The 13,229-nt window shown below is 64.2% G+C and carries 12 protein-coding genes; 7 read left to right on the plus strand and 5 right to left on the minus strand.

All coding sequences use genetic code 11. The features are described 5' to 3' along the window. Positions 1–80: 80 nt before the first annotated feature. From PM2_RS12660 to PM2_RS12670, 3 genes are read right to left on the minus strand one after another with little or no spacing between them, the layout of a single operon-like run. Positions 81–800 (minus strand): cobalt-precorrin-6A reductase, encoded by a 720-nt coding sequence (locus PM2_RS12660; RefSeq protein ID WP_016712214.1) that lies wholly within the window; start codon positions 798–800, stop codon positions 81–83. Next, positions 797–1,891, minus strand: coding sequence for a cobalt-precorrin-5B (C(1))-methyltransferase (locus PM2_RS12665; protein WP_028698504.1), 1,095 nt, complete (start codon positions 1,889–1,891; stop codon positions 797–799). The genes PM2_RS12660 and PM2_RS12665 overlap by 4 nt, the downstream gene beginning before the upstream one ends. Next, complete coding sequence (locus PM2_RS12670) at positions 1,884–3,095, minus strand: bifunctional cobalt-precorrin-7 (C(5))-methyltransferase/cobalt-precorrin-6B (C(15))-methyltransferase (protein WP_028698505.1); 1,212 nt, start codon at positions 3,093–3,095, stop codon at positions 1,884–1,886. The genes PM2_RS12665 and PM2_RS12670 overlap by 8 nt, the downstream gene beginning before the upstream one ends. Positions 3,096–3,237: 142 nt before the next feature. On the opposite strand from PM2_RS12670, the gene cobG reads away from it, so the two are divergent. The 7 genes from cobG (at position 3,238) to PM2_RS12705 (ending at position 9,753) form a co-directional block, all read left to right on the plus strand. Further along, positions 3,238–4,569, plus strand: a complete 1,332-nt coding sequence (gene cobG, locus PM2_RS12675; RefSeq protein WP_028698506.1) for a precorrin-3B synthase — start codon at positions 3,238–3,240, stop codon at positions 4,567–4,569. Continuing rightward, positions 4,562–5,188: a precorrin-8X methylmutase gene (locus PM2_RS12680; protein ID WP_016489386.1), complete on the plus strand. Its 627-nt coding sequence runs from the start codon at positions 4,562–4,564 to the stop codon at positions 5,186–5,188. Before cobG ends, PM2_RS12680 begins: the two co-directional genes overlap by 8 nt. After that, complete coding sequence (locus PM2_RS12685) at positions 5,185–5,919, plus strand: precorrin-2 C(20)-methyltransferase (protein ID WP_016712210.1); 735 nt, start codon at positions 5,185–5,187, stop codon at positions 5,917–5,919. The genes PM2_RS12680 and PM2_RS12685 overlap by 4 nt, the downstream gene beginning before the upstream one ends. Then, positions 5,907–7,604: a precorrin-3B C(17)-methyltransferase gene (cobJ, locus tag PM2_RS12690; RefSeq protein WP_028698507.1), complete on the plus strand. Its 1,698-nt coding sequence runs from the start codon at positions 5,907–5,909 to the stop codon at positions 7,602–7,604. The genes PM2_RS12685 and cobJ overlap by 13 nt, the downstream gene beginning before the upstream one ends. Positions 7,605–7,704: 100 nt before the next feature. Then, positions 7,705–8,394, plus strand: a complete 690-nt coding sequence (locus tag PM2_RS12695; protein ID WP_016712208.1) for a hypothetical protein — start codon at positions 7,705–7,707, stop codon at positions 8,392–8,394. Positions 8,395–8,456: 62 nt separating this feature from the next. Next, positions 8,457–9,143, plus strand: coding sequence for a hypothetical protein (locus PM2_RS12700; RefSeq protein WP_028698508.1), 687 nt, complete (start codon positions 8,457–8,459; stop codon positions 9,141–9,143). Continuing rightward, complete coding sequence (locus PM2_RS12705; RefSeq protein WP_016712206.1) at positions 9,130–9,753, plus strand: hypothetical protein; 624 nt, start codon at positions 9,130–9,132, stop codon at positions 9,751–9,753. Before PM2_RS12700 ends, PM2_RS12705 begins: the two co-directional genes overlap by 14 nt. On the opposite strand, the gene PM2_RS12710 is transcribed toward PM2_RS12705, so the two are convergent. Together PM2_RS12710 and PM2_RS12715 are read right to left on the minus strand one after the other, a co-directional pair. Further along, positions 9,750–10,346 (minus strand): MarC family protein, encoded by a 597-nt coding sequence (locus PM2_RS12710; protein WP_016712205.1) that lies wholly within the window; start codon positions 10,344–10,346, stop codon positions 9,750–9,752. The genes PM2_RS12705 and PM2_RS12710 overlap by 4 nt on opposite strands. A gap of 37 nt (positions 10,347–10,383) precedes the next feature. Beyond that, the gene (locus tag PM2_RS12715; protein WP_016712204.1) at positions 10,384–13,155 is read right to left on the minus strand and encodes a hybrid sensor histidine kinase/response regulator; all 2,772 of its coding nucleotides are present in this window, start codon (positions 13,153–13,155) and stop codon (positions 10,384–10,386) included. Positions 13,156–13,229: the final 74 nt, after the last annotated feature.

Genomic DNA, 13,229 nt, shown 5'->3' on the forward strand with positions numbered 1-13,229 from the left:
ACCTTCCGGGGTGGGGGAATTGAGTTTAAGGCAGTAGGGCGGTAACGGGCCACTTGGCAGGCTGGAAGAAAAATCTGAAATCAGTGTAGGAGCGCTGTTGCCAGATCAGTCAGTGAGCCGAATTGTCGGTCAACTTCCGGCAGCACCGGGCGCTTCAGGATCAGTACCGGCACATCCAACTCCCGCGCCACTTCGAGCTTCGGTTCGGTCGCCACACTGCCGCTGTTCTTGCTGATCAGCACATCGATCCTGCGGCGCCGGAACAACGCCCGTTCATCCTCGATATGGAATGGCCCGCGGGCACCAATCACTTCGCAACGCTCGTTGCCAGGGCATGCCTCCAACGCCCGCAAGGTCCAGAACTGTTCCGGCGGTATTTCGTCCAGATGTTGCAGCGGCTCTCGCCCCAGCGTGAACAGCGGCCTGCGAAACGGCTTGAGCGCCTCGATCAACGCCGCCCAGTCCTCGACCTCGCGCCAGTCGTCCCCCGCTTGCGCCTGCCAGGCCGGGCGTCGCAAGGCCCAGCACGGGATGCCGGCAATACGCGCAGCACTGGCGGCGTTGCGGCTGATCTGCGCGGCGTAAGGGTGGGTGGCATCGATCAACAGCGTGATACCGGCCTCGCGCAGGTAGCTGGCCAGGCCTTCAGCGCCGCCAAAGCCACCGACCCGCACCTGGCATTGCAGGTCCTGCGGCACGCGGCCGATACCCGCCAGGCTGTAAACGTGCTGCGGGCCGAGGCGACGGGCGATGGCCAGGGCCTCGGTGACGCCGCCCAACAGCAGAATGCGCGCAGTCATTGCACGCCCGCCCGGCCAACGATGCCGCCTTGGCGGTCGATGGCGAACACTTCCACTTGCACCTGTGCCGGCACCACGCTGCGGGCGAAGGCCAGGGCGTGGGCACACACGGCATCACCGAGGGCAACGCCGGCCGCATGAGCCAGAGCGAGTGCTTGCTGGCTGGTGTTGGCGCCGATGATGGCGGCCTGCAACGCTTCGTCAGCGCCAATGTCTGCAGCCCAGCCAGCCAGTTGCGGCAGGTCGATGCTGGAATGGCGGCTGTGCAGGTCCATGTGCCCGGCCGCCAGTTTGCTGATCTTGCCGAAGCCACCGCACAGGCTCAGGCGTGGCACCGGCACCTTGCGCAGGTGCTTGAGCACTGCGCCAACGAAATCACCCATTTCGATCAGGGCGATTTCTGGCAGGCCGTAGACGCGGCGCATGGTGTCTTCGCTGGCGTTGCCGGTGCAGGCGGCGATATGCGTGTAGCCGTTGGTGTGGGCCACGTCGATGCCTTGATGAATCGAGGCGATATAGGCTGCACAGGAAAACGGCCGCACGATGCCGCTGGTGCCGAGGATCGACAGCCCGCCCAGTATGCCCAGGCGCGGGTTCATGGTCTTCAGGGCCAGTTGCTCACCGCCCTGCACATTGACCGTGACCTCGAAACCGCCGGGATAGCCACACTCATCGGCCAGGCGCTGCAGGTGTTCAGTGATCATGCGCCGAGGTACCGGGTTGATGGCCGGTTCGCCCACCGCAAGCACCAGCCCCGGCCGGGTCACGGTGCCGACGCCGGTCCCCGCGACAAAGCGGATGCCCGTCTCGGCCAGCAGACGTACCTGGCTGTAGAGCAAGGCGCCGTGTGTCACATCCGGGTCGTCGCCCGCATCCTTGAGGGTGCCGGCTTCGGCGCCTTCGCCGATCAGGCGGCAGAACTCCAGGCGCATCTGCACCACCTTGCCCTTGGGCAAGGTGATATCCACTGCATCGTCTTGCTGGCCGGTGAGCAGCAGCTTGGCCGCTGCCAGGCTGGTGGCGGTAGCGCAGCTGCCGGTGGTCAGGCCGCTGCGCAGGGGCGCCGGCTGTTCGCGGGTTTCTTCACGCATCGGCGGGCTTCATCACTTCCAGCAGGGTGATCGGCAGCGCCTGGCGCCAGGTGTCGAACGTGCCCAAGGGTTGGGCATGGGCGACATGCAGGCGGGTCAGTTCACCCCCGTGCTGTTCGCGAAAGTGCGCCAGGGCCAGTTCGCTTTGCAAGGTCACTGCGTTGGCCACCAGCCGGCCGCCGGGGCGCAGGTTCGCCCAGCAAAAGTCCAGCACGCCTTCACGGGTGACGCCGCCGCCGATGAAGATGGCATCGGGCTGTTCCAGGCCTTGCAGTGCCATTGGCGCCTTGCCGCGAACCAGTTGCAGGCCAGGTACGCCCAGCGCATCGCGGTTATGTTCGATGAAGCCCTGGCGGCCTTCGTCGGCCTCGATGGCCAGTGCGCGGCAGGCCGGGTGGGCACGCATCCATTCGATGCCGATCGAGCCGCAGCCGGCGCCCACGTCCCACAGCAGTTCGCCGGGCTGGGGCGCCAGGCGCGCCAGTGTGATAGCGCGGACATCGCGCTTGGTCAGCTGGCCGTCGTGCCGGAAGGCACTGTCCGGCAGCCCGGCCAGGCGATGCAGGCGTGGCGCTTCGGGTGAGGCCAGGCATTCGATGGCCACCAGGTTGAGCGCTGCGGTTTCGGCGTGCGGCCAGTTTTGGGCGGTGCCCTCCAATGCGCGCTCTTCCTGGCCACCCAGGTGTTCGAAAACCTGCAGGCGGCTTGGCCCGAAGCCACGTTCGCGAAGCAATGCTGCAACGGCCGCCGGGCTGTTGCCATCGTTGCTCAGCACCAGCAAGCGCACACCGCTGTGCAGGTGGGCATTGAGCGCCGCCAAGGGGCGGGCGACCAGCGACACCACTTGCACGTCCTGCAGCGGCCAGCCCAGGCGCGCAGAGGCCAGGGCGCAGGAAGAGGGCATCGACAGCACGCGCATTTCATCGGCAGGCACCTGGCGCGCCAGGCTGGCGCCGACGCCGTAGAACATCGGGTCGCCGCTGGCCAGCACGCACACCGGCTCGCCGCGCAAGGCCAGCACCGGGGCCAGCGAGAACGGGCTTGGCCAGCCCAGCCGTTCGCCGGGCACGCAGCGTGGCAGCAAGGCCATCTGGCGCGGGCTGCCGAAGATCCGCGCAGCACCCAGCAGCGCGCGCCGGGCCTGTTTGCCCAGGCCACTGAAGCCGTCTTCGCCGATGCCTACTACTGTCAGCCAGGGTGCCATGTATACCTCTTCAAGATTTTGGGGCCGCTGCGCACCCAAAAATCTGCTCAAACTCGAATGATGCTCGACCACCGGCTTTTCATGCCGCCGGACAAAGCAGGCATAATACCGCGCCTTCTACACTCAAGCGCATTTTCACAGATTGCCGGACGCCCCTTTGACGCAGGCCCATGCTCCCAACGTTTCGCCCCGCCCCTCGGCCTGCCCGGGGTTGTGGCGCATCGTCAGTGCCCGTGACGGCGGCATCTGCCGCATCAAGCTGCCGGGCGGCCTGCTGCTGGTCAGCCAGGCCGAAGCGGTGGCGGCGGCGGCCGAGCGCTTCGCCGGCGGTGTGATCGAGGCCACCAACCGTGGCAACCTGCAAATTCGTGGCATCGGCAGCGAGCACCGTGCGCTGATCGACACGTTGCTCGTTGCCGGCCTGGGCCCGCGCGAAGCGGCCGGTGATGATGTGCGCAACCTGATGCTAAGCCCGCTGGCCGGGCATGACCCAGCCATGCTGCTGGATGCGCGGCCGTTGGCCGAGCAGATCCTCCTTATGCTGGAAAGCACCCCGCGCTTCCATCAACTGTCGGCCAAGTTCGCCGTACAGCTGGATGCCGGCGAACGCCTGGCCATGCTCGAACACCCTCACGACCTGTGGCTGTCGGCCCTGCGCCTGGAGCAGCAGACCTGGCTGGCGTTCGGCCTGGCGGGTTGCCCGGCAGATGGCCAGGCGCTCGGTGCGGTGCCGCTGGAGCAAGGCCTGGCGCTGGTGCGTGCCGTGCTGGAACGCTTTCTCGACCTGGCAACCCCTGCGCAGGCGCGCATGCGCCAGTTGCTTGAGGTATACCCGGCAAGCGATTTCGTCGATGGGCTCGGGCTGGACATCCGCCGCGACGACGCCGTGCTCACATGGCGACGCGAACCACACCGTGCTTCTTGGCTGGGGGTGCTACCCCAGGTTCAAGGCCTTGCCCTTGGCGTTGCCCCACCCCAAGGCCGCCTGACCCCAGCCATGTTGCGCGGTGCTGCATGTATTGCCCGTGAATGGGGCGATGGCAGCCTGCGCCTTAGCCCCTGGCAAAGCCTGGTGCTGACCAATCTGCAAGAACGACACATCGATCAGGCCCAGGCCGACCTGTCTGCGCTGGGCTTGCTGTGCCACGACCATGAACCCTTGGCACGTATCAGCGCCTGCACCGGCGCCAGCGGCTGCGCCAAGGCCCTTGGCGAGACCAAGGCCGACGCCGTTGCCTTGGCCGCGCTGCTGGGCCCAGGTGTACCCGCCAGCGTGCACCTGTCCGGTTGCCCCCGTTCCTGCGCCGTGGCTCATGTAGCCCCGGCCACTTTGCTGGCCCGTTCACCGGGCCGTTATGACCTGTACCTGCGTGATGCGCGCCATCCGGGCTTCGGAGCCCTGCGCGCCACCGACCTTACCTTGAATGAAGCAGGCGCCATGCTCGACCTGCCGACGGAGCACCTTGATGATTGACTACATCCGCGATGGTCAGGAGATCTATCGCAATTCCTTCCGGATCATCCGTGAGGAAGCCCGGCTCGAGCGGATTCCCGCAGACCTCGAAAAGCTCGCCGTGCGCGTGATCCACGCCTGCGGCATGGTCGATGCCATCGACGGCCTGCAGTTCTCCGAAGGTGCCGGCCGGGCCGGGCGCGAAGCGCTGCTTAACGGCGCGCCGATCTTGTGCGATGCGCACATGGTGGCTGAAGGCATTACCCGGGCACGCCTGCCCGCAGACAACAAGGTTATCTGCACCCTGCGCGACCCGAGCGTGCCAGGCCTGGCGAAGGATGCTGGCAATACCCGCTCCGCCGTAGCCCTCGAGCTGTGGCGCCCATACCTGGAAGGCAGCGTAGTGGTGATCGGCAACGCGCCTACCGCGCTGTTCTACCTGCTGGAGATGATTGACGCGGGCGCTCCCAAGCCGGCACTGATCCTTGGCTTCCCGGTCGGTTTCGTCGGCGCCGCCGAGTCCAAGGCCATGCTCGCCGCCGACAGCCGTGGCGTGCCGTTCGTGATCATGCAGGGCCGCCTGGGCGGCAGCGCGATGGCCGCCGCTGCGGTCAACGCCCTGGCCACGGAGGTGGAATGATGGCGCCGCGTGGACGACTGCTGGGCCTGGGCGTGGGCCCTGGCGACCCTGAACTGATCACACTCAAGGCCCTGCGCCTGTTGCGCGAAGCGCCTGTGGTCGGCTACTTCGTGGCCAAGGGCAAGCGTGGCAACGCCTTCGGTATCATCGAGGCACACCTGCAGCCCGAGCAGACCCTGCTGCCACTGGTCTACCCGGTTACCACCGAAGCCCTGCCAGCGCCGCTGTCCTATGAACAGGTAATCAGCGACTTCTACGACGAAGCCAGCGTGCAGGTGGCCGAGCACCTGGATGCCGGCCGCGACGTGGCGGTGATCTGCGAAGGCGACCCGTTCTTCTACGGCTCCTACATGTACCTGCACGATCGCCTGGCGCAGCGGTATGAGGCCGAAGTGATCCCGGGCGTCTGCTCGATGCTCGGTGGTGCTTCGGTGCTGGGCGCGCCGTTGGTCTACCGCAACCAGAGCCTGTCGGTGTTGTCGGGTGTATTGCCGGCCGAAGAGCTCAAGCGCCGCCTGGCCGACGCCGATGCTGCGGTGATCATGAAGCTTGGCCGCAACTTCCCCAAGGTACGCGAGGTGCTGGCCGAACTGGGCCTGGACGGGCGTGCGCTGTATGTGGAGCGGGCCACCATGGCCAACCAGAAGATCGTGCCGCTGGACCAGGTCGACCCGCAGTCGTCGCCGTACTTCTCGCTGATCATTGTGCCGGGTGAAAAATGGCAGGGTTGAACATGCACAAGGCACCCGCCATTGTCATCCTTGGCCCAGGCAGCCTGGCCACCGCGCAGCGAATCCAGAAGCGTTACCCGCAGGCGTCGATCCATGGCCTGGAAGGCCGGGTCGAAGGTGTCGACCTTCATTACACCGCGTTCGGCGACACCCTGCGCCGGCTGTACCAGCAGGACACGCCGATCATCGCCCTGTGCGCTGCAGGTATCGTCATCCGTAGCCTGGCCAGCCTGCTCAGCGAGAAGGGCGTCGAGCCGCCGGTGCTGGCCGTGGCCGAAGATGGCAGCGCGGTAGTGCCGTTACTCGGTGGCCTGAGCGGCGTGAACGTGATGGCGCGTGAACTGGCTGAAGCACTGGGGGTTGCCGCTGCCATTACCACCAGTGGCGAGCTGCGTTTTGGTACCTGCTTGCTGAACCCGCCACAGGGCTATGCCCTGGCGGATATCGAGCAAGGCAAGCGCTTTGTCTCCGACCTGCTGGCCGGCGAATCGGTGCGCATCGAAGGTGATGCCCCCTGGCTGCAGCAGGCGCAGTTACCCGCCAGCGAGGCGGCTAGGCGCACCATTCATGTGGGGCATCAGGCGCGCCCGGCCAACCGCGACGAACTGCTGATTCACCCGCGTTCGGTGGTTGTGGCTGTTGCAGGCGGTAACCTGCACGGTATTCGTGCCGCACTGCAGCAGGCCGGCATCGCCGAGCCATCGGTAGCCTGTCTGCTGGCGGACGAGCAGGCCATGGCCGACAGCGGCTTGCATGAGGCCGCGCAGGCGTTGGGTGTGGCCTTGCGCTTCGCTGCCAATCCAGACGGGGTAGCCAGCATGCTTGCGGCGGCGTTGCCCGATGCCCGGCTGACCGAGCTTGAGGGGGCGGCCATTGCCGTGGCGCCTGCCCCGGTCGAGGTGGCGCAGGTTGGCCGCCGTCGTGGTCGTCTGGCCGTTATCGGCCTGGGGCCGGGCGCTGCCGAACTGATGGTGCCGGCGGTGAAGGCAGAGCTGGCGCGTGCCGAAGACGTACTTGGCTATGAAACCTACGTGCGCATGGCCGGGCCGTTCCGTGACGACCAGGTGCTGCACTGCACCGACAACCGTGAAGAGATGCAGCGCGCCCGGCATGCCTTCGAGCTGGCGGCCCAGGGCCGTTCGGTGGTGGTGGTGTCGTCGGGTGATCCGGGCGTGTTCGCCATGGCTGCTGCTGTGCTTGAAGCGTTGCATGAGTCCAGTGACCCGGCGTGGCACCGCGTCGACCTCGAGATACTGCCTGGCGTATCAGCCTCGCTCGCGACGGCCGCCCAGGCAGGTGCACCACTGGGGCATGACTTCTGCGTGATGTCGCTCTCGGACAATCTGAAGCCCTGGTCCATCATCGAGAAGCGGCTGGATCTGGCGGCCCAGGCTGACCTGGTACTGGCCTTCTACAACCCGATTTCCAAGTCCCGACCGCACCAGCTTGGGGTGGCGCTGGAGGTTGTGCGCCGGCATCGCGATGGCAACACCCCTGTAGTCCTTGGCCGTGACATCGGTAGGCCGGGGCAGACGCTGAAGGTAGTCACATTGGCCGAGTTGCTGCCAGAAATGGTCGACATGCGCACCATGGTTCTGGTCGGCTCGTCCACGACCTGCCAATTCCCAAGCGCCGATGGCAAGCAGTGGGTGTATACCCCGCGCTGGTACCCGGCAGACGAGTGAGGTACCGAGGGAACCGGTTCATGCCTGCTCCCTCGTCGTTTTCGGCATAGGGTGAATGCCCCTCGATGATTCCCGTCGAGGGCATTCAAGGACCCTTTCCATGACCGATACCAAAGCATCCAGTGGCGATAGCATTGCTGTTGTCGAACAATCCCTTCTGGCGCTGAGCGCAGGCATGTCGGCGCAAAGCCGGCGCGATGCCAAGACCACCTTCCAGTTCGCTTCTCGCGTGGCGTCCAAACTGCATGACCGCGACGGAGAGTCCGAAGCCTGGTTCAACAAGTTTCTGGAAGTAATGCGCACTCTGGGCTGGGTGGCGGGCCGGCGTTCTTACGAGCGCGACTATGACAAGAGCAAATCGCTGACCCTGGGCCCGATCGCGTTCAAGGTCGCCAGTGCCGCAGGTAAAGCCTTGCTCGGCGGGCCAGTAGGCGAGGCCATGGCCAAGTTGGCCGGTGATGCCATCACTGCGTTCGGCAACATCGAAGAAGCGCAGAAGGTTTACAAACAGAACGTCAAAGGCAACCCGGTCTCGACCACAGGGTTGGGAACGTGCATTGAAACGCCTGAGGGCGAACTGTTCATGCTGGTGAACGCATTCAGTGCTTCGCCAAGTGAAAACGACCTGAATACCACGGTGTTCGAATGGAAGAGTTCGAGCAAAGACCGCTACTGCGGTTCGGCAGTACTTGCCCTGAATGAAGTGGTGTACACCGACCAGGTGCGCGCAACCATCGAGCAGAAACTCGCTGACAAGGCCGTCAAGGCCGCCGACGAATACGAGATTTGAGAGCAAACGGGGCCTGCGGGCCCCGTTCTTCATTCTGCACGTTTGAAATTCGAGGTATTGCAATGAGTAAGGAAGGCTACTCCTTGTGGCTCGTTGGTGGCACCGCGCTGCTGGTCGCGGACGCGGCGCAGCCCTTGAGGCAGTATGCGCTGGACTCGATTCTGTTTGCCCAGCTGCGCTCGGACAAATTGAACGGCTCACGGTTTACCCACTACGGGCGCTGGTACAGCGGGTACCGCACGGCACTGGAGGAGCGAGGCTGGGTGGTCGTGCGCAGCCGCAGTGATCACCAGCAGGCGCAGGCTGGGCAATCACTGGTGCCGGTTCAGCGGCTCAGCGACGATTTGCAGGCCCGTCATCCCAGCCTGGCGGGTCATTTGCGGGCTGCCCTTACCCTGCTCTCGCAGGTGGTGGTGCAGAAGCACCTGCAACCCTTCACGCTGGCGGAGCAGGACAAGACCACACACTGCGCCTACGAGCTGGGCGTGATGCTGCCTGATGCGTCTCTGGATATGTGTGGGTTGGCGTTCAAGAGTGCCTTGCCTGCATCACAGATTCGTCCCGATACCCGTTTGCAGCCTATACCTGCCGAGGGGATAGACCTGCGGGCCAGTGCCGGAACATTGAGCGAATACCTGACTGTCGCTCATCGCCAAGGCCTGCACGATCTGCTTGAGCGAACACAGCATGTTGGAAAAATCATTGATCTAGGCGTGTTGAAGCCGGAGGGTTGCGATGCAACAGCATGAAGCCGTAGTCGTAGGCGCAAGCCTGGTTTCGTTCATTTCCGGCGTCAGCCTTGAGCAGCGTCAGGCCGTGAAGCTTGCTTCGTTATGGGCCGAGGCCGTGACGTTGCAAGACATGGCCAAAGCAACGCAGCAGGAACAATACGATTACTACCGCAAGAAGTTGATGTACCTGGGGTGGGACGCGAAGTCTGCTGAAGAAGTCCATTGGCCGGACCCGCAGCGGCCCAGAATTGTCGATCAGGCGTTGAGCAAGATCGACGCCGTCGCAGGGGCTCAGCATTCCAGCAGCATGGCGCTGGCGTTCGAGGCACTAAAGAGAAACGGCAAACCCTTGCTGCATTTCGAGTCTCGCAGCAGGGACCGAGCGCAGTTTCAACTGTTGTCCTGTGCGCCAGTCAGTGGCAACTACGTGGATATTGTGGTGTACCACGAGGCTGGCAACACGGCGGTATTCACCAATGGCTTTCTGTTTCGCGAGCGCCGCAACATGCAGGTGGCCGCAGAGCTGGTGCGTTTCAATACACGCCTGTTCAATCAGGAACGTCGCAGCGGTGTCGAGCGGGCACTGGTGAAGATTGCCTTGAAGGAAATCCATGAAATGGAGGTTTAGGGCATCAGGTATCCCTTGATACCGGTAAAGATGATCTGCGCTGCCAATGCGCAGACAAACAGGCCCATCAAGCGGCTGACGATCTGCAGGCCCTGCTCGCCAAGAATGCGTTCGATACCGTGTGACAGGTACAGCACCAGGCCCACGGTGAAGCTGGCCAGGGCAATGCTGATGATGGCCAGCAACTTGTCATCCCAGTGCGGCTGGCCGACGCCCATCACCAGCAGGGCACCAATGGTACCGGGGCCGACGGTCAGTGGGATGGTCAGCGGTACGATGGTCACATCTTGCTGCACGTTATCGGCCTGCACGGCCGGTTTGCCTTGGGCCATGCCCAGGGCCGAGATGAACAGCACGCTGCCGGCTCCGATGCGGAAGGCGTCGGCGGTGATGCCAAAAATACCGAAAATCACCCGCCCGAACAGGTACAGCAGCACGCTGGCGACCAGCGCTGCGAAGGCCACCTTCCAGGCCAGTTGCTTACGCTCCTTGCTGGAGTGGCCGCGGGTCAGGCTGATGAAGCACGACAGCACGAAGAACGGGCTGTAGAGCACGAGCATTTTCAGGTAGACGCTGAACAACTCATGGAGCATGGGGCGTAGTCCTCAGCAATGCGGATGCTTGTGTCAGCTAGGAAGTATGCGCTGGATCTACCTGGGTTTTCCGCTGGTTGGCCCAGTACTGGATCAGCTCGCGCAACTGTGACAATTCCACCGGCTTGGCCATGTGCCCGTCCATGCCCGCCAGCCGTGCGCGCTCCTTGTGTTCGGCCAGAATGTGCGCCGTCAGCGCCACCACTGGTGTGCGCTGGCGCTGGTTGGCTGCTTCCCAGGCACGCAGCTGCTGGGTGGCCGAGAAGCCGTCCAGTATCGGCATTTCGCAGTCCATCAACACCAGGTCATAGCGATGCGCTTTCATCGCCTGCAGGGCTTCTTCGCCATTGCAGGCCGTGTCGGGCTCGAGGTTGAGCTTGCCGAGCATGCCGCGGATGACCTTGGTCGAAATGCTGTTGTCCTCGGCGACCAGCACGCGGAAGTTGCCAGGCAGGTCCAGCGCCTGCGGTATGCCTGGGAGGCTTGCAGGCACCGCCTGCTCGCGGCCGCGCTGTGCCAGCTCTTCGGCCAGGGTGGTTTTCAGCGTGTAGCCGGCCACCGGCTTGGCCAGTATCCGCTTGACCCCGGCGTTACGCGCAATGACCTTGCTCGGCGCATTGCTGATGCCGGTGAGCATCACCACCAGGATGTCGTGGTTCAGGCTCGGGTCTTCCTTGATTTTAGCGGCCAGCTGCATACCGGTCATGCCGGGCATGTTCTGGTCCAGCAGCACGGCGTCGAAGTAGTCCCGCAGGTGCGCCTTGGTACGCAGCAGCGCCAGGGCCTCCTTGCCCGATGGCACCGCGCTGACGTTCATGCCCCAGGCGCTGCACTGCTGTACCAGCACCTTGCGGCAGGTGTCGTTGTCGTCCACCACCAGCACACGGGCATCGCGCAGCGGCCCTTCGAGGTCGGCCGGTGGTTGCTCCAGGCGTGAAGGGTCCAGCGGCAAGGTCAGCCACAGGGTGTTGCCCATACCGGTGCTGCTCTTGATGCCGAACTCGCCCTGCATCAGGCCGATCAGCTGCTTGGCAATGACCAGGCCAAGGTGGCCGCCCAGCTTATTGCTGGACAGGAAGTGGTGGCTGTGCAACTCGGCCTGCAGCAAGGCTTCGCGGTCGGCGGCGGGCAGCGGTTCGCCGCTGTCCTGCACGGCAATACGCAGGCGTGGCACCTCGCCGCGCTGGTCCAGCGCCACCACCAGCAGGATCTCGCCCTGGTCGGTATTTTTCAGTGCATTCTCCAGCAAGCTCGACAGGGCCTGGCGCAGTCGTGTCGGGTCGCCGCTGATCACGCGCGGCACCTGTGGCTGGGTGAAGCTGATCAGCTCGATGTTTTGTTGCTCGGCCTTAGCGCGGAAGATGTTCAGGCAATCCTCGATCAGCGCGTTAAGGTCGAATTGCACATCATCCAGTTCGATCTGCCGGGATTCCAGCTTGGAAATGTCGAGAATTTCGTTGATCAGCGTGAGCAGCTCGTTACCGGCGCTGTGGATGGTCTGCACATAGTCGCGTTGCTTGACTGACAGCGGCGTACCCAGCAGCAGCTCGGTCATGCCCAGCACACCATTCATGGGGGTACGGATTTCGTGGCTGATCTTGGCCAGGAACTCGGCCTTGGCATTGATTTCGGCATCGCTGGCGGCCAGTGCACGGCTAGCACTGAATCGCTCCTCGCTCATGCGGCGCAGGCGTTCGCTGACGGCCAGGTTCAGCAGCAGGCCGCTGACCACGGTCAGGCCCAACAGGATGCACAGCAACCAGGGCGTCGAGGTGCGGGTCAGGCCCAGCAAGGCCGGCAGCAGTACCAGGCCACCCAGGTTGAACACCACCATGGCCAGGCTGAACAGGCGCCCGGGTGCATAGCCACGGTACCAGTGGTAGCTGCTGACCAGCAGCATGCTCACGCTGCCCAAGGCCAGCAGGGCGTAGGTCATCAGGTTGAGGGGCAGGGTGTCGACGAACAAGAGCACCAGGCCGCTGACCCCGACCACCAGCATCTCACCTTGCAGCAGGCGGTTAAGCCGTGGCGAATTGCACGGCGTGAAGAAATGTTGGGTGAAATACAGCCCGGCCAGGCCTGCCAGCACCAGTGTCAGGTAGGCGGCGGGTGTTTGCGCGTTGTGCCACACATGCCACCAAGGGCCGCTGAGGTTCAGCAGGATCAGGCCGCTGAGCAGCATCAGGCCGTGGTACAGCGCCAGGATCAGGGTGGTGGTGGAACGGCTGTAGAGGAAGCGGATCAGGTTGTGCATGATCAGCATCACCAGGCCACCGAACAGCATGCCGAACAGCAGGGGCTGGCTTTGGTCTGAAGCCGCTACGGCTGCCGGTTCCAGGCTGATGGCCGGGCGTAGCTGGTGTTCGGAAACCAGGCGCAGGTAGATGTCCAGCGGTTGTTTGCTGTTGGGCAGGGGTAATATATGGTCGCTGCCACGCAGGGTGGGGCTGGCGTTGCCGGCCAGGCGCCCGTGGTGCAGCTGACGCAGAAGCTGGTTGCCATCGAGGGCATAGAGGTCCAGGCCAGAAAGGTCTGGGGCAAATACCCGCAGCAGTTGTTCCTGGTCGCCGGGTTGCAGGCGGTAGTGCAGCCACAAGGCCTGTTCCGCAGGCGCTGCATCCAGCTCGGCAAGAATCAGAGGGCTGAACTGGTTGCGGTAGCGCTCGGAGCGCACATCGCTCAGTTGCAGGTTGGCCTGTTCGTCGAGCAGAACGGTCCAGCCTCCGTCATGTTCGGCAGCTGCCGGGAACATGCAGAGCAAGGTCAGCAAGCTGACGATCAGAGCTGAGGCAATCCGAAGCCGACGCACTACGAAATCCCTTCTTGGTCGATGTGCCGGGTACTCACTATGCGCGGCGCGCCAAGTCGAAGGCAAGGCCCGTG

Source organism: Pseudomonas monteilii NBRC 103158 = DSM 14164, assembly GCF_000730605.1.
Classification (GTDB): Bacteria; Pseudomonadota; Gammaproteobacteria; order Pseudomonadales; family Pseudomonadaceae; genus Aquipseudomonas; species Aquipseudomonas monteilii.

Bases quoted from the DNA above. Each gene is read 5' to 3' on its own strand.
- PM2_RS12685 (WP_016712210.1), top strand. From the start codon at position 5,185: ATGATGGCGCCGCGTGGACGACTGCTGGGCCTGGGCGTGGGCCCTGGC.
- PM2_RS12660 (WP_016712214.1), bottom strand. From the start codon at position 800: ATGACTGCGCGCATTCTGCTGTTGGGCGGCGTCACCGAGGCCCTGGCC.
- PM2_RS12710 (WP_016712205.1), bottom strand. From the start codon at position 10,346: ATGCTCCATGAGTTGTTCAGCGTCTACCTGAAAATGCTCGTGCTCTAC.
- PM2_RS12670 (WP_028698505.1), bottom strand. From the start codon at position 3,095: ATGGCACCCTGGCTGACAGTAGTAGGCATCGGCGAAGACGGCTTCAGT.
- PM2_RS12680 (WP_016489386.1), top strand. From the start codon at position 4,562: ATGATTGACTACATCCGCGATGGTCAGGAGATCTATCGCAATTCCTTC.
- PM2_RS12695 (WP_016712208.1), top strand. From the start codon at position 7,705: ATGACCGATACCAAAGCATCCAGTGGCGATAGCATTGCTGTTGTCGAA.
- cobJ (WP_028698507.1), top strand. From the start codon at position 5,907: ATGGCAGGGTTGAACATGCACAAGGCACCCGCCATTGTCATCCTTGGC.
- PM2_RS12665 (WP_028698504.1), bottom strand. From the start codon at position 1,891: ATGCGTGAAGAAACCCGCGAACAGCCGGCGCCCCTGCGCAGCGGCCTG.
- PM2_RS12705 (WP_016712206.1), top strand. From the start codon at position 9,130: ATGCAACAGCATGAAGCCGTAGTCGTAGGCGCAAGCCTGGTTTCGTTC.
- PM2_RS12700 (WP_028698508.1), top strand. From the start codon at position 8,457: ATGAGTAAGGAAGGCTACTCCTTGTGGCTCGTTGGTGGCACCGCGCTG.